Annotated in this window: 23 protein-coding genes and 2 tRNA genes; 20 read left to right on the top strand and 5 right to left on the bottom strand. The window is 45.0% G+C overall.

Annotation, left to right across the window (positions count from 1 at the left end; translation table 11 throughout):
• The first annotated feature begins 336 nt into the window (after nucleotides 1–336).
• From purB to QZQ08_RS07825, 4 genes are all read left to right on the top strand, one after another.
• Entirely contained in the window at nucleotides 337–1,629 is a 1,293-nt protein-coding gene (gene purB / locus QZQ08_RS07810; protein ID WP_296330424.1) for an adenylosuccinate lyase, read from the top strand.
• A 21-nt stretch (nucleotides 1,630–1,650) separates the two neighbouring features.
• A complete protein-coding gene (locus tag QZQ08_RS07815) occupies nucleotides 1,651–2,946 on the top strand; it encodes an adenylosuccinate synthase (RefSeq protein ID WP_296330427.1) in 1,296 nt (431 codons plus the stop codon).
• A 74-nt stretch (nucleotides 2,947–3,020) separates the two neighbouring features.
• A tRNA-Lys gene (locus QZQ08_RS07820) sits at nucleotides 3,021–3,096 on the top strand.
• Between the two features lie 95 nt (nucleotides 3,097–3,191).
• Nucleotides 3,192–3,668, top strand: coding sequence for an S-ribosylhomocysteine lyase (locus QZQ08_RS07825; RefSeq protein WP_296330428.1), 477 nt, complete (start codon nucleotides 3,192–3,194; stop codon nucleotides 3,666–3,668).
• A 48-nt stretch (nucleotides 3,669–3,716) separates the two neighbouring features.
• Here the strand turns inward: QZQ08_RS07825 and QZQ08_RS07830 are convergent.
• Nucleotides 3,717–3,800, bottom strand: a tRNA-Leu gene (locus QZQ08_RS07830).
• Between the two features lie 429 nt (nucleotides 3,801–4,229).
• Here QZQ08_RS07830 and QZQ08_RS07835 point away from each other — a divergent pair.
• From QZQ08_RS07835 to QZQ08_RS07855, 5 genes are all read left to right on the top strand, one after another.
• Nucleotides 4,230–4,424: a helix-turn-helix domain-containing protein gene (locus tag QZQ08_RS07835; protein WP_296330431.1), complete on the top strand. Its 195-nt coding sequence runs from the start codon at nucleotides 4,230–4,232 to the stop codon at nucleotides 4,422–4,424.
• Between the two features lie 480 nt (nucleotides 4,425–4,904).
• Complete coding sequence (locus QZQ08_RS07840; RefSeq protein WP_296330435.1) at nucleotides 4,905–5,099, top strand: helix-turn-helix domain-containing protein; 195 nt, start codon at nucleotides 4,905–4,907, stop codon at nucleotides 5,097–5,099.
• 332 nt (nucleotides 5,100–5,431) lie between these two features.
• Nucleotides 5,432–5,617 carry a helix-turn-helix domain-containing protein gene (locus QZQ08_RS07845; RefSeq protein ID WP_016459399.1) on the top strand — a complete coding sequence of 62 codons (186 nt, stop codon included), beginning with the start codon at nucleotides 5,432–5,434 and terminating at the stop codon, nucleotides 5,615–5,617.
• A 482-nt stretch (nucleotides 5,618–6,099) separates the two neighbouring features.
• Complete coding sequence (locus tag QZQ08_RS07850; RefSeq protein WP_296330447.1) at nucleotides 6,100–6,291, top strand: helix-turn-helix domain-containing protein; 192 nt, start codon at nucleotides 6,100–6,102, stop codon at nucleotides 6,289–6,291.
• A gap of 618 nt (nucleotides 6,292–6,909) precedes the next feature.
• A complete protein-coding gene (locus QZQ08_RS07855) occupies nucleotides 6,910–7,101 on the top strand; it encodes a helix-turn-helix domain-containing protein (protein ID WP_021736523.1) in 192 nt (63 codons plus the stop codon).
• Between the two features lie 141 nt (nucleotides 7,102–7,242).
• Here the strand turns inward: QZQ08_RS07855 and QZQ08_RS07860 are convergent, their stop codons facing one another.
• Nucleotides 7,243–7,992 (bottom strand): helix-turn-helix domain-containing protein, encoded by a 750-nt coding sequence (locus tag QZQ08_RS07860; RefSeq protein WP_296330454.1) that lies wholly within the window; start codon nucleotides 7,990–7,992, stop codon nucleotides 7,243–7,245.
• 203 nt (nucleotides 7,993–8,195) lie between these two features.
• On the opposite strand from QZQ08_RS07860, the gene QZQ08_RS07865 reads away from it, so the two are divergent.
• From QZQ08_RS07865 to QZQ08_RS07915, 11 genes are all read left to right on the top strand, one after another.
• Nucleotides 8,196–8,579 (top strand): RidA family protein, encoded by a 384-nt coding sequence (locus QZQ08_RS07865; RefSeq protein WP_296330457.1) that lies wholly within the window; start codon nucleotides 8,196–8,198, stop codon nucleotides 8,577–8,579.
• 12 nt (nucleotides 8,580–8,591) lie between these two features.
• Nucleotides 8,592–9,767, top strand: coding sequence for a MalY/PatB family protein (locus tag QZQ08_RS07870; protein WP_296330460.1), 1,176 nt, complete (start codon nucleotides 8,592–8,594; stop codon nucleotides 9,765–9,767).
• Between the two features lie 125 nt (nucleotides 9,768–9,892).
• Complete coding sequence (locus QZQ08_RS07875) at nucleotides 9,893–11,146, top strand: dicarboxylate/amino acid:cation symporter (RefSeq protein ID WP_366140890.1); 1,254 nt, start codon at nucleotides 9,893–9,895, stop codon at nucleotides 11,144–11,146.
• A 29-nt stretch (nucleotides 11,147–11,175) separates the two neighbouring features.
• Complete coding sequence (locus QZQ08_RS07880) at nucleotides 11,176–11,427, top strand: glutaredoxin (protein ID WP_296330465.1); 252 nt, start codon at nucleotides 11,176–11,178, stop codon at nucleotides 11,425–11,427.
• Between the two features lie 105 nt (nucleotides 11,428–11,532).
• Nucleotides 11,533–12,819 (top strand): serine dehydratase subunit alpha family protein, encoded by a 1,287-nt coding sequence (locus QZQ08_RS07885; protein WP_297898999.1) that lies wholly within the window; start codon nucleotides 11,533–11,535, stop codon nucleotides 12,817–12,819.
• 23 nt (nucleotides 12,820–12,842) lie between these two features.
• Nucleotides 12,843–13,331 carry a GNAT family N-acetyltransferase gene (locus QZQ08_RS07890; protein ID WP_296359549.1) on the top strand — a complete coding sequence of 163 codons (489 nt, stop codon included), beginning with the start codon at nucleotides 12,843–12,845 and terminating at the stop codon, nucleotides 13,329–13,331.
• Between the two features lie 246 nt (nucleotides 13,332–13,577).
• Nucleotides 13,578–14,744, top strand: a complete 1,167-nt coding sequence (locus QZQ08_RS07895) for an aldo/keto reductase (protein ID WP_297898997.1) — start codon at nucleotides 13,578–13,580, stop codon at nucleotides 14,742–14,744.
• Between the two features lie 69 nt (nucleotides 14,745–14,813).
• Nucleotides 14,814–15,338 carry a cysteine hydrolase family protein gene (locus QZQ08_RS07900; RefSeq protein ID WP_296330479.1) on the top strand — a complete coding sequence of 175 codons (525 nt, stop codon included), beginning with the start codon at nucleotides 14,814–14,816 and terminating at the stop codon, nucleotides 15,336–15,338.
• A gap of 117 nt (nucleotides 15,339–15,455) precedes the next feature.
• Nucleotides 15,456–16,469 carry a phosphate acetyltransferase gene (gene pta, locus QZQ08_RS07905; RefSeq protein WP_009014612.1) on the top strand — a complete coding sequence of 338 codons (1,014 nt, stop codon included), beginning with the start codon at nucleotides 15,456–15,458 and terminating at the stop codon, nucleotides 16,467–16,469.
• 169 nt (nucleotides 16,470–16,638) lie between these two features.
• Nucleotides 16,639–17,325, top strand: a complete 687-nt coding sequence (locus tag QZQ08_RS07910) for a response regulator transcription factor (protein WP_296330485.1) — start codon at nucleotides 16,639–16,641, stop codon at nucleotides 17,323–17,325.
• Nucleotides 17,322–18,785, top strand: coding sequence for an ATP-binding protein (locus QZQ08_RS07915; RefSeq protein ID WP_296330487.1), 1,464 nt, complete (start codon nucleotides 17,322–17,324; stop codon nucleotides 18,783–18,785). Before QZQ08_RS07910 ends, QZQ08_RS07915 begins: the two co-directional genes overlap by 4 nt.
• A 59-nt stretch (nucleotides 18,786–18,844) precedes the next feature.
• Here QZQ08_RS07915 and QZQ08_RS07920 read toward each other — a convergent pair whose 3' ends face one another.
• The 3 genes from QZQ08_RS07920 to QZQ08_RS09770 all read right to left on the bottom strand — a co-directional run bounded on the left by QZQ08_RS07920 (nucleotide 18,845) and on the right by QZQ08_RS09770 (nucleotide 19,780).
• Nucleotides 18,845–19,081, bottom strand: a complete 237-nt coding sequence (locus QZQ08_RS07920) for a hypothetical protein (RefSeq protein WP_296330490.1) — start codon at nucleotides 19,079–19,081, stop codon at nucleotides 18,845–18,847.
• A gap of 159 nt (nucleotides 19,082–19,240) precedes the next feature.
• A complete protein-coding gene (locus tag QZQ08_RS07925) occupies nucleotides 19,241–19,642 on the bottom strand; it encodes a Fic family protein (protein WP_296330493.1) in 402 nt (133 codons plus the stop codon).
• 45 nt (nucleotides 19,643–19,687) lie between these two features.
• Nucleotides 19,688–19,780 (bottom strand): Fic/DOC family N-terminal domain-containing protein, encoded by a 93-nt coding sequence (locus QZQ08_RS09770; protein ID WP_366140888.1) that lies wholly within the window; start codon nucleotides 19,778–19,780, stop codon nucleotides 19,688–19,690.
• Nucleotides 19,781–20,210: the final 430 nt, after the last annotated feature.

A 20,210-nucleotide genomic window follows, 5' to 3' on the forward strand; every position in this document is an offset into this window, starting at 1 on the left:
AGAGGACACGAATCTGGACGGTCACTTTAGCGCCCCAAAATAAATTATAGAACCTCTTTTTTTGGGCTTTATAATGTGAACGATTTTATGGAAAAAACCATTTTATGTTCAGAAAAAATGAAAGACGGGCTTGCGCCTCTGGAAAGCAAGCCCAGCCTTCATCTTTCGGAGATTTTCCTCTATTCTTATCCTAAGAAGAGTCAAGGAAAGTCCCTTTCTTATATGAGAAGTCATTGCGACTCGTTCGGAAAAATGATACAATGAGAGGGCGGCGATAACGGCGCGCTGTATTGTCATGCAATGTTACAGGAAGCATTTTGCTAAGGAGGAAGTACTGTGATTCCACGTTATACGGGTAAAGAAATGGGGTCCATCTGGACGGAAGAAAATGAAGACCGCACCATGGTCAAGGTTGAGATCCTTGCCTGTGAAGCCATGAACAAATTGGGAATTGTCCCCGATGATGCCCTTCATGACATTCAGACCAAGGCTGATTTTGAACTGGACCGGGTCCATGAAATCGAAAAGGTGACAAACCACGATATCATTTCCCTGCTCACCAATGTAGCGGAACACGTAGGCGATGCCTCCAAATATATCCATAAAGGGCTTACGTCCAGTGACGTCAAGGATACGGCCATGGGCGTCATGATGAAGCATTCCTGCGAACTTCTGATCGATCTGGAAAAGAAGCTCCATGAAGTCCTGAAACGTCAGGCCCAGACCTATCGGAACACGATCTGTGTGGGAAGAACCCATGGGATCCATGCTGAGCCCATGACCTTTGGCCTGAAATTCCTTCTTTGGATGGATGAAACGGAACGCAACATCGAACGCTTGGAACTGGCAAAGAAATATATTTCTGTCGGTAAGCTCAGCGGTGCTGTCGGCACTTATTCCAATATCGATTCCTTTGTTGAAAAATATGTCTGCGAAAAACTGGGGCTGGAACCGGTTCGCCTGGCGACCCAGGTCGTGCAGCGTGACCGTCATGCCTTCTATCTGACAACTATTGCTGTCTGCGGGGCTTCCCTTGAAAAAATGGCTACGGAGATCCGTGCCCTGCAGCGCACGGACATCCGCGAAGCAGAAGAATATTTTGCGCCCGGACAGAAGGGGTCTTCCGCCATGCCGCACAAGCGCAATCCGATCACGTGCGAAAAGATCTGCGGCCTTGCCCGTGTGCTCCGCGGCAACGCCCAGGCTGCCCTTGAAAATGTGGCACTTTGGCATGAACGCGATATTTCCCATTCTTCTGTGGAACGGATCATCCTGCCGGACAGCACGATCCTTCTGGACCATATGCTCCGCAAGATGACCAATATTCTCGACAAACTCCTTGTTTATCCTGATGCCATGATCCGCAACCTCAACAAGACGGGCGGTCTTATCTTCAGCCAGAACCTCTTGGTTGCTCTTGTTGGCAAGGGCGTCCTGCGTGAGGATGCCTACAAGTGGGTCCAGCGCAATGCCATGGCCCGCTGGCTTGAAGGGGCTGATTTCAAGACCAACGTTGAAGCCGATCCGGATATCGAAAAATACCTCACGAAAGAAGAAATTGAAGCCTGCTTTGAACCCAAACACATGCTTAAGCACATTGATGATATCTACGCCCGCTATGGGATGTAAGATCTAGGTAAGGAGAACGTTATGTCATCTATCGTTGTAATTGGCTCCCAATGGGGCGATGAAGGAAAAGGCAAGATCGTGGATTTTCTGGCCCAGCGTGCCGATGTGGTGGTCCGTTATTCCGGCGGCTCCAACGCAGGCCATACGGTTGTTGTCAATGATGTTTCCTATAAACTGAGACTATTGCCAAGCGGTATCCTCTATAAGGACAAAACCTGCATCTTGGGTAACGGCGTTGTTATCAACCCCCGCGTCGTCTTGGAAGAAATCCGGGGCATGCAGGCCAAAGGCGTTGATACGACGAATCTGCTCATCAGTGACCGGGCCCATGTCGTCTTCCCTTATCATGAAAAGCAGGATGAGCTGCAGGAACTGGCCTTGGGAGCGAACAAGATCGGGACGACCAAAGGTGGGATCGGACCTTGTTACATGGATAAGTATGCCCGTACCGGGATTCGTGTCTGTGACCTTATGAACAAAGAGGTCCTTGCAGAAAAACTGAAACGGACCTTGGCCGCAAAAAACAAGCTTTTTACGGAATATTACAAGGCGGAACCCCTGGCCTACGAGCCGATGCTGAAAGCCTATCTCGAATATGCCGAAGCGCTCCGACCCCACGTATGTGACACGAGTGTCGCCTTGGGAGACTTTTTTGACGAAGGCAGGAAGGTCCTTTTTGAAGGTGCCCAAGCCACGTTCCTTGATATCGATTATGGGACATTCCCTTACGTGACAAGCTCCAATCCGACGGCAGGCAATGCTGCTACGGGCAGCGGCGTAGGGCCTCGGTTCATTGACCATGTAGTCGGTGTTGTCAAGGCGTATACGACCCGTGTTGGTGAAGGTCCTTTTGTCTGCGAACTTTTTGATACGGATGGTCCTGGCACGTACCTTAGGGAAACGGGCCATGAATTTGGGACCGTTACAGGCCGTCCCCGCCGCTGCGGCTGGCTCGATGCCTTTATGGTCAAATATGCAGCCCGCATCAACAGCATGGACAGTCTTGCCATTACGCGTCTGGACATCCTTGATGGTCTGGATGAGATCAAGATGTGCACGGGTTGGGAAATCGACGGCAAACCCATCAAATACATTCCGGCTGACCTTTCCGTCCTGGCCAAGGCGAAACCCGTTTACGAGACCTTCAAGGGCTGGAAATGCGATATTAGCGGCGTTCGTTCCTATGATGACCTGCCGCAGGAGGCGCAGGCTTACTTGAACCGTCTGAGCGAAGTAGTTGGCGTCGAAATCGGTATTGTTTCCGTTGGTCCGAACCGTGATCAAACCTTTACCCTCAAATCCTTCTTCGAAGACTGAAGCAGGGACGGGAAATTTCCCCTTGACAAAAGGCGGAAAAACCCGTTACAATATTAAGGCTGTGAAAAGCCAATGATTCACTAGCTCAGTTGGTAGAGCACCTGACTTTTAATCAGGGTGTCCCGGGTTCGAATCCCGGGTGGATCACCACTTCAACTGTAAGCTCCCTATCCTCAAAGAGGGTGGGGAGTTTTGATTTACGTACGGCTTCTTGCCGTTATGCGGTGATGCGGAAAGGAACAATCATGGAAAAAGTCATCATTGAAAGCTTTACCCTTGACCATACGAAGGTCATCGCTCCCTATGTACGTCTCATTGGGGAAGAACAAGGGGAACACGGCGATATTGTCTCCAATTTTGATGTCCGTCTGGCCCAACCCAACAAGGAAGAAATTCCTACAGGGGGCATGCACACCTTGGAGCATCTTTTGGCTCTTTACTTACGTCCCCGCATCAAAGGGTATCTTGACTGCTCTCCCTTTGGCTGCCGCACGGGCTTCCATCTCCTGTGCTGGGGTCACCATGATCCAGAGGATGTGGCAAAAGCCCTCAAGGAAGCGTTGGAACTTATCGTCACAACAAAATGGGAAGATGTGCCAGGAACGAAGGAAAAGGAATGCGGTAACTATAAGGACCACTCCCTTTTCTGTGCCCAGGAATGGGCCAAACAGATCTTGGAAAAGGGCATTAGCAGCGATCCCTATGAACGTCGGTTGGTGTAACTGAAAAAAGGAAAAGGACCTGTCGCCGAGAGCGATAGGTCCTTTTTTTGGTGCGGATGACAGGACTTGAACCTGCACGTCGAAGACACTAAATCCTAAGTCTAGCGCGTCTGCCAATTCCGCCACATCCGCATAAAGATCCCTGCGTCAAGTCACACAAGGATATGAAAGATTATAATCTAAAATGACGGGAATTGCAAATGTTGATTTTAGAAAGGGTGTGGAAAAGAGTTGACTGCCATTTGAAGTGCTCTTTGTCCAACCGAAAATAACAGCAATACCTTCTTATATACTGTAAAATTTGATACTTAACACGATAATGATATTGCGATATAAATAGTAAAACTTCAAATTATAAAATGCTTATTATATAATATAGTTGACATAAGAATCATTCAATGAAAGATAAAAATCATCATTCAAAAAACAAATCGCACTAAGATTCAAAATGGGAAAATGGTAAGCGTCGTAGGGGATTCATCTCTTCCATAATGATGAACCGTGCAGTGCGGTAGGACCCGGATCTGATTTCTTCTGGCGGCCGTAGATTGCGAGGGGTTTATGAATGATAAGAAAGAGCGTTGGATCAATATTGAAGAAGTGGCCGAATATATCGGCGTCAGTCCTGTGACGATCCGCTACTGGCTGCGCAGTGGAAAGAATCTGCCTGGAAGAAGGGTGGGGCGACAGTGGCGCTTCCGGATCAAAGATATTGATGAGTGGATCAAATCAGGAAAAAGCAGTTTTGATGATTGAATGTTTTTTCTCTTTTTTCATGTGCAAGAAGGCTCTGCCTGTGAAAGGGCAGGGCCTTCCTGCGCATGAAGACAATGTATTTATGTCCTGAAGATGGGTTATTATAAAATATAGGCAGACAGCAGCAAATCCTATCAAAATTTTATTGAATTATAAGATAATGCTTATAACCGCGATTAGAAAACACTAAATTTACATGCAATTGAAATTTTAGTATAATCTAAATCAGCAAAGAATGAATATGATGATGAAAAAGAAGAATATATGAAGAATCATAAAAAAGATGAATCCCTTTTGATCAGGCACTTGGAATCCGGAAACGATAAAGGGAGCCAGGGATTGATTCTCATCTTTTTCATACGATTGGCTGGGGTGCGGAATAGGCCATGAATAAGAGGTCAAAAGGATTGCCATTTGCTCATAAATGCGCATCGGGCTCTTCGCAGTCACTCATAAATTTTGTGTAAGGAGAGGCTGACCATGTCTCACATTCAAAAAAAGTGGATTTCCATAGAAGAACTTGCTGAATATCTTGATGTCAGTGCCGTGACCATTCGTTTCTGGATTCGTTCGGGAAAAGATATTCCAGCTGTCCGGATTGGCCGTCAGTGGCGCTTCAAGATTGAGGATGTCGATGAATGGATCCAATCGGGAAGAAGTAATTTTAACGGCTGAATAACGCCATGTGAACATATTTCCGCCTATAAGGGCGGGAGAATAGGACGAAAAAGAGGGACCCCTTGGGAGCTTAAATGATCATCATGAAGCGAAGGGGGTCCCCTTTTTATCAATAATAGGAATTAAGGATAAAAAGAGCGAAAATATCATATATTTGTCTATAATTTCATATATTAGCGTTTTTTTTGATAATAAGTAAGAAAAATGTGACTTTTATTATATTTTTTCTTGTAGTATAATATCAGTCGAAAGAAATAAGTACTAAAAAACGATAATGCCCATGATGCTGTATCATGAGCACCAATATGGAAGAAAGGCGATGAGGGATAATGGTTGATCATAAGTGGATATCCATTGAAGAGCTGTCAGAATATCTTGGCATCAGTGCCGTGACCATTCGCTCTTGGATCCGTTCTGGGAAGGATATTCCAGCTGTCCGGATTGGCCGTCAATGGCGTTTCAGAATTGAAGAGATTGACGAATGGATTGAATCTGGAAGAAGCGAACTCGTATGACAGTCTGAAAATGGCTGTTGATTCGTATAGGATGATGAGTGCGGGGCACAAAAAGTGATGCTCCGCTTCTTTTATGCATCCATAAATAATTTTTCCCTTATATTTTTTACCTTTTGTTGTTTCCATAGATTGGATCAGAGGCCCTTTAGGGACGGCCCCTTTTTTACACAAAAGAGATAAAAATAAAAGAAATCAAAAGAAATATGAGAAAATCATGATAATAAAAATGTTAAGTACGGCAATCTTCATGAAATCTTCATTTTTCATGCATAGAATAAAAGAGCTATGAATAAATGGAATAAGAGGAAAAAAATTCGTCATAAAGAAAAAATGATAATGAAAAAATATTGAAAAATAAAACGACAATAAACAACATTTAATATAATAAAACAAATTGAAATGGCAATATAAACCTGATGTAATGATTGCTGCATGCGATGTGGGGCTATGATCCCCTTAAATCATGGAAAGGAGGATGCTCTATGTCAAAGATTGAGAAACAATGGATATCCATTGAGGAACTTGCTGAATATCTTGGCATCAGTGCCGTGACCATACGTTTCTGGATCCGCTCGGGAAAGGACATCCCTGCTGTTCGTATTGGCCGTCAGTGGCGTTTTCGAATCTCTGATATTGATGAATGGATCAAATCAGGAAAAAGCAACTTTAGTTGAGATGAATAGGCGGCTTGCAGTTTGCTGCCGCTCTCCTTATGGTAGGAACTCCCCAAAGAAGGATGGTAACGCCTTCTTTGAGGGGTCTTTTTTTTGAGAAAGTCATGGTTAACCGTGATTTTTGATGAAAAAGTTATTGCAAGTAATATTTATTTGTCATAACGTATTTTTCAATTTTTTTAAAGTCCCATATAATTCGAACTATAGTATAATAATAAGGTCCCTTTGTTTAGTAAAATAAAGAGAAGATTAAGAAGCGCTTTGGCGTTTCCATGAAAAGAGGCGCTGCGATTAGAAAAATCAAGAAGATGTGTCAGGTATAACCAGATAGGAAAGAGATTTACTTGATGGGGAGAAAGAAAAAACGTGCATAAAAGATAATGAATCCTGCAAAAAAATAAAGAATAAATAGGCATACAGAAATTTGAATGACCAAAACATTGTTTTTTGAACAAGGATATGGAGTAAATATTTTTTTGAATAAAATTTATTACAAAATAATGTGAGAAATTGAGAAGTGAAAAATAAGTGTCGGTGTGGTACTGTAATAGTGGGATTCTGGTGCACGTTCTATGTAATACTGAAAAGGAATTTGGAGAATTTGGAGGATTGTCATACATGGCAGACGTTAAAGATCAATGGATTTCAATCGAACAAGTGGCGAAATATCTAGGGGTAAGCTCCGTAACTGTCCGTTTTTGGATCCGGTCGGGAAGGGGAATCCCGGCTGTGCGAATTGGACGGCAATGGCGTTTCAAGAAAGCATCCATCGATGAATGGATCAGCTCAGGAAAAAGCAGTTTTACTTGATGCATATAAATGCTTGGGAAAAATGTGATAGAAAACTTTATCCCTGCATAGCTGGAACGACTCTGAATTGATGAAAAGAATATGATAGAAAAAGGGACCTACGAGAGCAGCGGCTTCTCGAAGGTCCCTTTTTGGATTTTGTTATACAACAACCATATAGTTATAGAGTTTCATAAGGCGATAATCTTCCTTGGTGAGGATTAGCGATTTGGCAAATTCCTTGGTCTTGGGGATCCTTACTTTTGAAAGCAGGACCTTGCCAGCAGTCGGCATGAGCGGCCGGGAGGAAATCCCAAATGCAAGTCCCCATTTAGTTTCGCTATCTATATAAGGTGAGGGAACAGAAATCATGTACTGGTCCAGACGGGCATTGCAATTTTGAAATATAAAGTTTGTGATGGCACCAAAATGAACCATACGGCCTAAGTAGGAATCCTCACAAAGATGTTCATTATCGTCTTGGAGAAGATTCATATACATTTTAACGAGATAGCTCCCTTCTCCTAAAAAGGGGGAAGGAATGAGACCGTTACTAGAATCGGTCTCTTCAGCTTTTTGAATGCACTCGATGAGACTTTCACGAATTTTCTTCTGTCTTCCATCATAGGTGTAGGCATAAAAGGATGTGAGGCCAGAAAAAAAAGCAGGCACAATACTTGCCGACATTTCTTTTTTGGGAAGGGGCGGCTCATAAAGAAGTGCTGTCACGGGGATAGAAAGCGCCGATGCTATGTCATAGAGAACGGATAGGTCGAGCGCAATCTGCCCTTTTTCGTACTTATAGAGCGTTGCTTGACTTTTGCAGATGGATTCAGCCAAATCCTTGATGGTCATATGTTTCTGGATACGGTAGAATTTGATCTTGCTTCCAATTTCTTTAAGAGGTTCCATGCCTATCTCCTACAAATCCAAATTTAAAATGAAATCAATTGATTTTTTCATTTTAAAGGGAAATGAAGGAAAAAACAACCATTTTTCTCATGTAAAGAAGTAAAATGAATTATTATTTATCATTTTATGAGAAAGATAAAATTTTCTAAATAATTCAAATATAGCTATAATGAGGCCAACCAAGAAAGACCAAGGAGGCTATCATGAAACAAGAAATAAGAACCGAAAAGGCACCTAAAGCCATTGGACCTTACAGTCAGGGAATCCTTTCAAAAGGATCCATTCTTTATGTTTCGGGTCAGCTGCCCATTGATCCCCAAACGGGAGAATTTCCCGCGGAATCTATAGAAAAACAAACCCGTCAGTCTCTTGAAAACATCAAGGCAATTCTTCAAGGGGCCGGCCTTGGTATGGAACATGTTGTGAAAACAACAGTCCTCTTAGCGGATATAGCTGATTTTGGTGCCATGAATGAAGTGTATGGGACTTATTTCGCGGAACCATTCCCTGCCCGGGCGGCTTTTGAGGTTGGGGCGCTTCCCAAAGGGGCAAAGGTAGAGATTGAAGTTGTAGCAGTACAGGAATAAGGAGGCATTTTTATGAAATACAACTTTGATGAAGTCATCGATCGGAGTCAAAATCGTTCTTCCAAGTATGATGAGCGCGAAAAAGTTTTTGGAACCATGGATGTGATTCCTCTTTGGGTAGCGGATATGGATTTCCGCACGGCTCAGCCCATCATCGATGCATGCAGAAAGAAGGCTGAAGAAGGGATTTGGGGCTATACATCCCGTCCTGCAAGTTATTTTGAAGCTGTTAGGGAATGGGAAGAAAAACGCAATCAGTGGAATCCTGATACCCGTCTTATGAGTTGGGCCATCGGAGTTGTTCCCGCGATGGCTTCTTTAATCAAGCTTTTTACGAAAAAAGGAGACCATATCCTGTTCCAGACGCCAGTTTATTCTGAGTTCTATGATATCACGGAACATACGGGACGAACTGTAGCGGAAACGCAGATGATCCGTACTGAAACAGGGTGGACCGTTGATTTTGAGGATTTTGAAAAAAAAGCAAAAGACGCTAAGATGTTCCTTTTCTGTAATCCGCATAATCCTTTGGGTATTGTTTGGACACCGGAAGATATCCAGAAGATGATGAAAATTTGCCAAAAATACGGACTTATCGTTGTTTCTGATGAAATCCATTCCGACCTTATTTTCCATGGTAAAAAACATACTCCGACGGTTCTTGCGGCTCCCTTTTATAAGGATCACATCATTACCTGCGTATCGGCAACAAAAACCTTTAATCTAGCTGGACTTCAGGCATCAACAACAATTTTCCCTGACACGAATATGAAAGCCCGCTTTGATACATATTGGTCAAGCATGGATATTCACCGCAACAATGCTTTTAGTTCCGTGGCTATGGAGGCTGCCTATCGTGAAGGTGAAGAGTGGTTGGAACAGCTTCTTGCCTACATTTCGGACAATTTTGATTACGTTCGTTCTTATTGTGAAAAATATATTCCTGAAATCAAACCGAATCTTCCGGATGCAACGTATCTTATGTGGCTTGATTGCCGCGATCTTCATATGACGAATGATGAACTGGTGGATTTCTTCATTCATCAGGCAAAACTAGGACTCAATCCTGGTCATTCTTTTGGCCGCTCTTTAAGTGGTTATATGCGTCTTAATGTGGCTTGTCCGCGGAAGACCTTGGAAAAAGCGTTGGGGCAGCTGAAAAGGGCTGTAGAAAAAATTCGTAAATAAACATTCAATATCTATTCATCCATATATACTCAAGCCAATTATATGCTGATCTATTTTCGTTGTCTTTGAATCGAGGGGGAAGATGGCGAAAAGCTGAAAGAGAAAGGGAGAACAAGATGAACAAGATGAACAAGAATGAGATTTGGAAGTCCTATCGCTTTCCTCTAATTCTTTTGGGAGGAATTTTTCTCGGAGCCATCATTGGTGTTATCTGGGGAAAACAGGCCGCAGTCCTTAAACCTTTGGGGGATATCTTCATTAATCTGATGTTTACAATTGTCGCCCCTATGGTCTTTTTCTCCATTGCCAATGCCGTCGGCAGTATGCTGAACCTTAAACGATTAGGAAAAATCTTGGGAAGTCTTATTCTCACATTTGTAACGACTGGTCTTTTCGCCGCTGCTGTTGTTCTCATTGTAGTTAATGTATTTCCGCCAGCTAGTGGTGTTCAGGTTTCCATGCAGGGCGTTGAACTTGCAAAACCGATTTCCGCTGGGGAAATGCTCGTCAAAACACTCACCGTGGATGATTTCCCCAAAATTTTTAGCCGTTCCAATATGCTGCCCTGCATTATTGCCGCCATTTTTACAGGTGTCGCGGTTTCCATGAATGGCGGGCAGGATTCCCCTCTGGGAAAAGTCATCGCTAACATCAACTGTGTTATCATGACACTCATTGATATGGTCATGAAACTTGCTCCAATCGGTCTTGGTGCTTATTTTGCTAATCTCGTCGGAGAATATGGACCTCAGCTTATTGGTCATTATGGGCGGACGATGCTTATTTATTACCCCATGTGTCTGTTCTATTTTGTCATTTTCTTCAGTGGATATGCTTATTATGCAGGCGGCAAACGAGGTGTCCGCGCATTTTGGAGCAATATACTGAACCCTGCCATTACGGCTTTTGGTACGCAAAGCTCCAATGCAACACTGCCGACAAGTATGATTGCCTGCGAAGAAATCGGCGTTCCAGAAGATATTTACGGCATTGTCTTGCCTATGGGTGCAACGATGCACATGGACGGGTCGGTTCTTTCCTCTATCGTCAAAATTGCGTTTCTTTTTGGTATCTTCAATATTCCTTTTGTTAGGGTTGATGTGTACATCAAAGCCATCATTGTTTCTATTTTAAGTGCCTTTGTCCTATCGGGTGCACCAGGAGGCGGTCTTGTTGGGGAACTCCTTATTGTGACGCTGTTTGGGTTCCCTCAGGAAGCTTTTCCTCTCATTGCGACGATCGGTTACCTTGTCGATCCTATGGCGACATGCCTCAATGCCAGTGGTGACACTGTTGCTTCTATGATGATTACCCGTATGGTCGAAGGAAAAAATTGGATGGATAAAAAGCATGATAATGGCTGCGGCTGTTCTGAATAGGCTGGCTGAGCTTTGAAAGGAGAATCATAATGCAAATCAAAGTAATTGGTAGTCATCAGTGTTTCGATACCCTCTATGCGCTTCATGTTCTTGCAGAAAAGGGGTATGAAGTTGATTTTGTTGACATTTTAGGAAGTCATGCCGGACTTAAGGAATACTTGACACTTCGTGAAACAGATGCACTTTATAAGGATATTTGTGGAACTCAGCGTCTTGGCATTCCTTGCATGATTTTAGAGGATGGAAGCAAAACTTTATCTCTCAAAGATTGTCTCAAATAGTTTACCCCCTACCCGCAAAAGTGTGTGATTTCTCTTTTGCGGGTTTCTTCTGTGGTGACCTTGTGGTATTATCATGGCTGTACTTTCAGAAAGGATCGAAGCCTTATGCATGCATTGACGAGACTGATCAAAGAAGATATGAAACCTGCTTTAGGTGTAACTGAACCGGCAGCAATTGCCTTTGCTGTAGCGTTGGCCCGGAACCATCTGCCTGAAGAAGTGACAAGGGTCGTCCTTCACCTGACGAGCGGGCTTTATAAGAATGCTTTTACTTGTGGTATCCCCAATACAACCCATGTAGGAAATGATTTTGCCGCGGCCCTTGGTTTAGTTGCGGCAGATCCGCAAAAGGAACTCCTCTGTCTTGATGGTGTAACGGAAGAAGATGTCAAGAAAGCAGAAGGGCTTGTCAAAAATGGTATCATTGATGTCATTATGAATCGTATTACAAGCCGCATCGAGATTCGTGCAGTAGTCATGGGGAAAACTCATGAGGCGGAAGTCGTGATTCGCGATGCCCATACTCATGTGGTAGAAATAAAAGAAGACGGAAAGGCCGTTTATTCAGCGGACAATCTTGCTCAGGCAGAAGGAAATGAAATTCCCCTCATCCATCGCTGCAGCATAGAGGACATACTGGACTACATAAAGACCGTACCCTATGAAGAAATCGCCTTTGTGAAAGAGGCGGTGACCATGAATCGGGCTTTGGCTGAGGAAGCTCTCCGGAATCAGCAGACAACTTTTGCACGGACTTTAAAAGCCATGAATGATAATAAACTAGTTTCGGAGGATGCCATTCGAACCGCCAACTTGTTTTGCAATGCAGCTATTGAAGCCCGTGTGATTGGACTTAATCTTCCTGCTATGAGCATTACTGGTTCAGGAGCCCATGGAATTATGGCGACCATGCCTTTATATGCCTATCAGCAAGTGCAGAATTTAACGGAAGAGGTCCTTCTTCGTTCTATTTGCCTTAGTTATCTTATCTGTATGTACATCAAAGAATACTCGGGAAAACTCTCGGCCTTCTGTGGCTGTGCCATAGCAGCGGGGACGGGAGCTGCCTGTGGACTTGTCTATCTCATGGGCGGTGGCCATGACGAAATCCAAAAAGCAATCAGTAACATGGCAAGTTCCATTACAGGCATGATTTGCGATGGGGGCAACCAAGGGTGTATCATGAAGGGCATTACAGCAGTAGAACTTTCGTTCACATCGGCAGAACTTGCCATGCGGGGACGCTATATCTTCAGTAACCATGGAATCAATGGTAAAACAGCAGAAGAAACCATGCGCAATATGGGCCTCATCGCTTCCCCTGGAATGGTGGAGACGGAAAAGACCATCATCGATATATTGAAGAAGAAACAAGAAGAAGGACGGGCCTAATGCCCGTAAGAAAGGATCTTGATATGGAACTGAAAAAGGCGACAAAAGAAGATGCTGCGGCCATTGCGGCCCTTGAGGCACGCTGTTTTCCCAAGGCAGAGGCGGCGACGGAGGCTTCCGTGAGGGACCGGGTTGCGGTCTACCCAAATCATTTTTTGCTCTTATTCGATGGATCCCGTCTGGTTTCGTTTGTCAATGGTTTTGTGACGGATGAAAGAGATCTTACGGATGAAATGTATGAAACGGCGACCATGCATGATGAAAATGGTGCCTGGCAGATGATCTTTGGACTTGATACGGATCCAGATTATCAGCATCAGGGGCTTGCTGCAAAGGTCCTTAAGGCTTTTATTGAACAGGCCCGCGAGGAAGGCCGCAAGGGCCTTGTCCTTACCTGCAAAAAACGACTGATCCATTACTATGCCCGTTTTGGTTTTGTCGATGAGGGCGTTTCGGGTTCAACCCACGGGAATGTCGTGTGGCACCAGATGAGGCTTACTTTTGCCGTTTAGGATGAAGCGCGGGGAGAAAAAAACTTTGGACTCACCCTTGGTGACAGGGGGGAAAAATAGCTCCTTATTCAGCATAAAGCGGGGCAAAAGGGTCTTTTCCTTAAGGGAATACCTTTCGGAAAGGGCCCTTTTTCGCGTCCCTTCGATGCTTTTTATTCTTTCTTTTCTATTTTCCTCATTGTAAAATAATAGGCAAGAAGCAGGTTTTTTATGAAAAAAAGCACTCTTAGAAAGAGAGGGATGACAATGCAGACAGGATTTCCGGAAGTGAAGAAAAAGCTTGGCTTTGGAGCTATGCGCCTTCCCATGATAGGGGAGAAGGTTGATATTCCAGCTTTTTCAAAGATGGTGGATCTTTTTCTGGCGGAAGGATTCAATTACTTTGATACGGCCCATCCTTATCTTAATGGTGAATCGGAACTAGCGCTCCACGAGGCCTTGACGAGCCGCTATCCGCGGGAAGCCTATCTTCTTGCCAACAAGCTCACGGCCCCTTATTTTGATCAAGAATCAGATATCCGACCTTTTTTTGAAAAACAGCTCCAGTGGTGCGGCGTCAGCTATTTTGATTTTTACCTGATGCATGCCCAGAATCTTGGCAACTACGATAAGTTTCAGCGCTGTCATGCTTATGAGACGGCTTTTGCCCTTAAAAAAGAAGGCAAGATTCGCCATGTGGGCCTTTCTTTCCATGATAAGGCAGAGGTCTTGGAACGGATCTTGGGAGATCATCCGGATATTGAGTTTGTCCAAATCCAGATGAACTATATTGATATGGAAAGTGCTGCTGTTGATGCAAGACGGGTTTATGAGACATGTCTCCGCTTCCACAAACCTGTGATTGTCATGGAACCTGTCAAGGGCGGGAGCCTTGTAAAACTGCCGCCAAAGGCGCAGCATCTTCTTGATACCCTCCAGCAGGGCGTCTTTCCCAAGGCGTCGAATGCAAGCTATGCCATTCGTTTCGTGGCAGGCCATGAGGGAATTTTCATGGTTTTATCGGGCATGAGTACGCTTTCCCAGGTGGCGGACAATACGTCTTTCATGAAGGATTTCAAACCTCTTACGAATGAAGAAAAGAGGACCCTTGACGGCGTTGTCGAAGTCTTCAGTAAGCTTGATGCTGTCCCCTGTACGGCGTGCCGCTACTGTATCGAAGAAAATCACTGCCCGAAGAAGATTCCTATCCCAGATATTTTTTCCCTTCTCAATTCCATGCGTGTCTTCAACAATCGCAATGCCAATTTTTACTATGAAAATGTCGTGACGGCAAATGCAGGAAAGGCCAGTGACTGCATTTTTTGCGGCGCTTGTGAGCATGTCTGTCCCCAGCACTTGACGATTCGAAAATTCCTTAAGGAGGCGGCAGAGACGTTTGAAGAACCAAAGAAACAAAATGAAGGATCACGGTGACAAGACAGGCAGCAAAAGGACCGGCGTCTCCCATGGTATAATGGTGCAAAAGCATGAAGGAGACTGGTCATGAAGAAAAAGGTCCTGATTGTTGTCGATATGCAGGAAGATTTTGTTTCTGGAAGTCTTGGAACCAAGGAAGCCCGAGCCATAGTGCCCCGTGTGGCAGAAAAAGCCGCCCATTTTGATGGAACGGTCATTTTTACCCTCGATACCCATGGGGATGATTATCTCAAAACGCAGGAAGGCAGAATCCTTCCTGTACCGCATTGCATCAAAGGAACCGCGGGTCATCGCCTTGTGCCGGAACTGGAGAGCCTGGCGGAGCGGCTTGCTGCGGAAAAAGTGGAAAAGGAGACTTTTGGCTCCCTTGCTCTTGCTGAAAGGCTTGGAAAATTGCGGGATACCATCGAGAGTGTTGAGCTTGTGGGTCTTTGCACGGATATCTGCGTTATTTCCAATGCCCTTATCATCAAGGCGGCCCTGCCTGAAGTGCCCGTCCTTGTTGACAGCCGCTGCTGCGCTGGGGTCACCCCTCATTCCCATGAGGCGGCCTTGGAGACGATGCGGAGTTCACAAGTAAAGATTTTGTGAGGCCTCAAGAAAAAATTGTCCCAAGGACAAGCACAAATCTACAAAACGTGATATAATGTCAAATTAGAAGTAGAGCGCCCAGCTCTTCATTCAAAAAACAAATAGGAGTGGTTAGGAATGCCTTTTATTGATCATCTGAAATCTCGCGTCAAACCGATTCAAAAGAGAATCGTTCTTCCGGAAAACAACTCTGACAGAGCTCTTAAAGCAGCTGCCATTGTTGCTCGTGAAGGATTTGCCAAGATCATCCTTGTTGGAGATCCTGAACAGCTGAACCGTGATGCCAAGAGACTGGGTGTCTCCTTTGAAGGCATTGAAATCATCAACCCTGCAACCTATGAACGCATGGATGAACTGTGCGCTTATTTTGCAAAACGCCGTGAAAAGAAGGGCATGACCGTTGACAAAGCCCGCGAAATCATGACCAAGGACACGACCTTCTTCGGTGCCGGCCTGGTTGCCATGGGCGATGCTGATGGGTGTGTTTCCGGTTCTACCCGTACTTCTGCTGACGTTATCAAAGCTGGCCTTCAGGTTATCGGTGTCCGTCCTGGAAACAAGACCGTTTGCTCCGGCTTTATCGTCCTCAGCAACACCAACCTTGGTGAAGGCGGCAAACTGGTCTTTGGTGACTGTGGTGTTATCCTTGATCCGACGGCTGAACAGCTTGCTGATATCGCTACGAGCTGCGCTATCCGTGCCCGTTACACTTTGGGGATCAAAGATGTCCGCGTTGCTCTCCTGACCTATTCCACGAAGGGATCCGGCACTGGTGAATCCGTTGATAAGGTTCAGCAGGCTGTTGAAATCCTGAAACAAAGAAACGTTGACTTTGCTTTCGACGGTGAACTCCAAGCTGATGCTGCCCTTGTTCCTGAAGTTGGCGAAAGAAAAGCTCCTGGCTCCAGCGTTGCTGGCCATGCCAACGTTCTCATCTTCCCGAACCTTGCTGCTGCCAACATTGGCTACAAGCTGGTTGAACGCTTCAGCGGCGCTACCTGCCTTGGGCCTCTGGTTCAGGGTCTGGCTAAACCGATCCTCGACCTGTCCCGCGGTTGCTCTGTCAGCGATATCGTTGACGTTGTTGCTGTCTGCGCAAGTGATGCTATCCTTGCTGACAGCCTGAAATAATTCCTGTTAAGGAGCTGCAGAAGCCGCAGGAAAATGGATTTCCATTTTCCTGCGGCTTCTTTTTTTCGCTATGTGTAAAAATTGTATTCTATTCTTACACAATTTTTACACAAAAAATGAGACGCCACTTCTCCTTCGTATTATAATAAAGAAAAAAGGAGGGGTGACGATGCCTTGTATCTACTGTGTGGAAGATGATGAGAACATCCGCGAACTTGTGGCTTATGCCCTGGAAAGCCAGCAGTTTGAGACAAAGACATTTGCTGATGGGGAAGCTTTTTACGACGCCCTCGAAAAAAAGATCCCTGATCTGGTGCTGCTTGATATTATGCTGCCGGGGGAAAGCGGAATCGAAATCCTTAGAAAGATCCGGCATAGGGGGAGGACGGCAGATCTTCCGGTCATCATGCTGACAGCACGGACCAGTGAATATGATGTTGTCAAGGGTCTCACCATTGGTGCTGATGACTATGTCACCAAACCCTTTGGCATCTTGGAACTGATTTCAAGGATCCGGGCCGTTTTGCGCCGTTCCCACCGGGTGGAGAAACCTACTGAGACGCTGGCGTGCGGTCCTGTCACCTTGGACCCTTTAAAGCATGCCGTTTCATCCTATGGGGAAGAAGTGACGCTGACGGCCAAGGAATTTGAACTGCTCCACTATCTTATGATGAATATAGGCATCGTACTCCAACGGGAACAGATCATGGAGTCCGTGTGGGGATTTACCTACGCTGGTGAAAGCCGCACCATCGACATGCATATCAAGAGCCTGCGTCAGAAACTCGGTGAGGGAGGACAGATCATCAAGACAATCCGCGGTGTGGGATACCGGATAGATGATCCAGAATCATGAAAAAGAAAATCTTTTTGAGCCTCATTGGTATAGGGATTGGTGCAGCCCTTTTGACGCTTCTCTTCCTGACTGTCGGCTTTTGGCGGACGCTTAGGGCGCAGACCATGACCGTCCTTCAAGACACCGTCACGGTCATTGCCGCCAAGGCCAACCGTACAGATGATATCATTGAATTTATCGAGGAAACAGCTGAGGCTTCCAATCATCGTCTCCGCTTCACGTGGATTGGGCACGACGGGCGCGTTCTTTATGAAACAGATCACAACGCTGCCCAAATGGAAAATCATGGCAATCGCCCTGAAGTTGTGCGGGCCCTTAAGGAAGTGGACGGCGTTGCTGCGCGTCAGTCCGCTACCTTGGACCACATTACGTACTATGCGGCGCGGCGTCTGCCCAACGGATCGGTCCTGCGAGCAGCCATTCGCCAGGATACGGTTTACGCGGCCTATTTCAGTCTCATTCCTTATATCCTGATTTTTATCGTCTTCATGGGCGGCTGCTGTTTTTTTGTTGCAACGAACCTGACCAAGCGCCTTCTTCGGCCGCTTACAGAGACGGCCGATTACATGCGTGTCATGGGGACCAAACCCCTTGTGACAGCAGATAAGGAAGTGGATATTCCGAAACTTCCGGCCACGTACCCCGAGCTGAGTCCCCTTGTCGATAAAATCACGGAACAAAGCCGTACCATCCAGGAATATATCCATACCCTGGAAGAAGATAAAAAGACCATCGAGCGCATCAGCAGGGAGCAGGAAAAGCTGCGCCGCGAGTTTACCGCGAACGTCACCCATGAACTGAAGACGCCGCTTACAAGCATCCAGGGGTTTGCGGAAATGATGGCGGCAGGTATGGTGGCAAAGAAGGAAGACGTGACGCGTTTTGGCGCCCTTATCGTGAAGGAATCAAAGCGACTTTTGAAACTGATCAACAGCATCCTCTTCCTCACCAAGATCGAAGGCCCGGAAACGCAGGACCTGCCCGTAGCCGTAAGCCTCAAATCCATTACGGAAAGTATTGCGGGCTTTATGGAACCCGTGCTTGCAGATAAGAAGGTCCAGCTCCATCTCACGCTCACGGAGGATAAGGTCATGGGGCACACCGATATGCTGCGCGAAGTGGTCTTGAACCTTGTTGATAACGCCGTTAAATACAATCGCCCTGGTGGGCATGTCTATGTAACGATGGAAAAAGCGGAAACCGGCAGGGACCTCCTTTTTACCGTCGAAGATACGGGTATCGGAATCCCCAAGGATAAACAGGACCGCGTCTTTGAACGTTTTTACCGGGTCGAAGAAAGCCGCAGCAAGCGTATTGGCGGTACGGGCTTAGGCCTTTCCATTGTCAAACACATCATTGAGCAGCATCATGGCACGATCACCCTCACAAGCCGCAAACATTTCGGCACGAAGATTGTCGTGACCCTGCCCTTGTATCTGGAAGAAAAGCAAAAGGCATAAGGTACGGACGAAAAAAACACGGTGAAAGAATGAAATCAATCATTTTTCACCGTGTTTTTTTATCGGGTTAGAATATCCCACAATTGACGATTGATATAATATTTTTCACGGCCAATGCTCTGAACATCTAGAAATCCTGCTTCGAGAAGCTGACGCAAATATTTTGAAGCAGTCTGCGCTTTTGCAAGGTCACGGCTGACCAAAAAGCTAATCTTGCAGTAAGGCTGTTCAAAGAGAAGATCAACCAATTCCTTGGAATAGATGCTGAGAAGCTTATTTTTGATTTCTTGGGCCATTCTTTCTCTGCTAGTATAGATGTCCTTTACTTTGCTGAGAGTGTTTTTAGCTGTCTGTTCAACGGAATCGAGCACATAAAGAATCCACCGCTCCCAATCTTGATTTTCGGTTACTCCTTTTAAGGCACGATAGTATTCTGTCTTGTTTTCGATGATATATCACGATAGATAGAGAATAGGGAAGTTTAGTAATTGTTCCTGAACCAGATAGAGTACATTTAGAATACGGCCTACACGGCCATTCCCATCTGGAAACGGGTGGATACATTCAAATTGATCGTGCAGGATAGCTAGTTTTATGAGGGAATCGATAGCGTCTTTATCATGCACGTTGATAAAGGTTTCCAAGTTGCCCAAAAGGCGAAGAATATCATACTTGTTATCCGGTGGAGTATAGATGACTTCGCCTGCTCCGTTCTTCAAGCAAGTTCCAGGTATTGAACGAATTCCATCTTGACGTTCTTTGACAATCTGGAACAATTCAATAAATGTATTAATGGTAAGGGGATGGCCTTCCTTAATTTTTTGATAACCAGACCATAAGGCTTCTTTGTAATGCATAACCTCTTTGGCTGCAGGTGTAATATTTATATTTGTTGGTGTTGATCATGCTTGGTACAACTCATCATTCGTTGTTACGACATTTTCAATTTCACTGGATGCTTTTGCTTCTTGAAGTGCGATAGACTGTAATAGCAGAAGCGGATTTGATTGGGTAACTTCCCAGCCTCGTCATTCAGCAAGTGCAGTATTGGCAGCGATGGTTTTCTTTAGTATGGGCACCGTTTCAAGATTAATCGCGGGTGGAATAAGGGGAAGATTGTTATGGGGAATATCTTTATTGTACATAGAAATACCTCCAAATACCTTTAAAAATTTTTTAAATTTAAAGGTATGAGCATGATATCGTTATTTCATAAAGGTTTCAAGCTAATACCTTTATCCAATAAGGGTATCCAGACGATACCTTTAAAAAACGCAAAAATTTAAAGGTATGATTTCAATATCTTTATTCGATAAAGGTATCCGGGAGACACCTTTAAAAATCAAGAAAATTTAAAGGTGTTTTTTACATGGTAAATTGCAAGTTGAATTTGAACAACTATAATCAAGAAACACACTCAATAGC

This window comes from uncultured Acidaminococcus sp., from assembly GCA_900538365.1.
Taxonomy (GTDB): domain Bacteria; phylum Bacillota; class Negativicutes; order Acidaminococcales; family Acidaminococcaceae; genus Acidaminococcus.

Coding starts and splice junctions, on each gene's coding strand:
- QZQ08_RS07815 (WP_296330427.1), top strand. CDS start 1,651: ATGTCATCTATCGTTGTAATTGGCTCCCAATGGGGCGATGAAGGAAAA.
- QZQ08_RS07825 (WP_296330428.1), top strand. CDS start 3,192: ATGGAAAAAGTCATCATTGAAAGCTTTACCCTTGACCATACGAAGGTC.
- QZQ08_RS07835 (WP_296330431.1), top strand. CDS start 4,230: ATGAATGATAAGAAAGAGCGTTGGATCAATATTGAAGAAGTGGCCGAA.
- QZQ08_RS07840 (WP_296330435.1), top strand. CDS start 4,905: ATGTCTCACATTCAAAAAAAGTGGATTTCCATAGAAGAACTTGCTGAA.
- QZQ08_RS07845 (WP_016459399.1), top strand. CDS start 5,432: ATGGTTGATCATAAGTGGATATCCATTGAAGAGCTGTCAGAATATCTT.
- QZQ08_RS07850 (WP_296330447.1), top strand. CDS start 6,100: ATGTCAAAGATTGAGAAACAATGGATATCCATTGAGGAACTTGCTGAA.
- QZQ08_RS07855 (WP_021736523.1), top strand. CDS start 6,910: ATGGCAGACGTTAAAGATCAATGGATTTCAATCGAACAAGTGGCGAAA.
- QZQ08_RS07860 (WP_296330454.1), bottom strand. CDS start 7,992: ATGGAACCTCTTAAAGAAATTGGAAGCAAGATCAAATTCTACCGTATC.
- QZQ08_RS07865 (WP_296330457.1), top strand. CDS start 8,196: ATGAAACAAGAAATAAGAACCGAAAAGGCACCTAAAGCCATTGGACCT.
- QZQ08_RS07870 (WP_296330460.1), top strand. CDS start 8,592: ATGAAATACAACTTTGATGAAGTCATCGATCGGAGTCAAAATCGTTCT.
- QZQ08_RS07875 (WP_366140890.1), top strand. CDS start 9,893: ATGAACAAGAATGAGATTTGGAAGTCCTATCGCTTTCCTCTAATTCTT.
- QZQ08_RS07880 (WP_296330465.1), top strand. CDS start 11,176: ATGCAAATCAAAGTAATTGGTAGTCATCAGTGTTTCGATACCCTCTAT.
- QZQ08_RS07885 (WP_297898999.1), top strand. CDS start 11,533: ATGCATGCATTGACGAGACTGATCAAAGAAGATATGAAACCTGCTTTA.
- QZQ08_RS07890 (WP_296359549.1), top strand. CDS start 12,843: ATGGAACTGAAAAAGGCGACAAAAGAAGATGCTGCGGCCATTGCGGCC.
- QZQ08_RS07895 (WP_297898997.1), top strand. CDS start 13,578: ATGCAGACAGGATTTCCGGAAGTGAAGAAAAAGCTTGGCTTTGGAGCT.
- QZQ08_RS07900 (WP_296330479.1), top strand. CDS start 14,814: ATGAAGAAAAAGGTCCTGATTGTTGTCGATATGCAGGAAGATTTTGTT.
- pta (WP_009014612.1), top strand. CDS start 15,456: ATGCCTTTTATTGATCATCTGAAATCTCGCGTCAAACCGATTCAAAAG.
- QZQ08_RS07910 (WP_296330485.1), top strand. CDS start 16,639: ATGCCTTGTATCTACTGTGTGGAAGATGATGAGAACATCCGCGAACTT.
- QZQ08_RS07915 (WP_296330487.1), top strand. CDS start 17,322: ATGAAAAAGAAAATCTTTTTGAGCCTCATTGGTATAGGGATTGGTGCA.
- QZQ08_RS07920 (WP_296330490.1), bottom strand. CDS start 19,081: ATGGCCCAAGAAATCAAAAATAAGCTTCTCAGCATCTATTCCAAGGAA.
- QZQ08_RS07925 (WP_296330493.1), bottom strand. CDS start 19,642: ATGCATTACAAAGAAGCCTTATGGTCTGGTTATCAAAAAATTAAGGAA.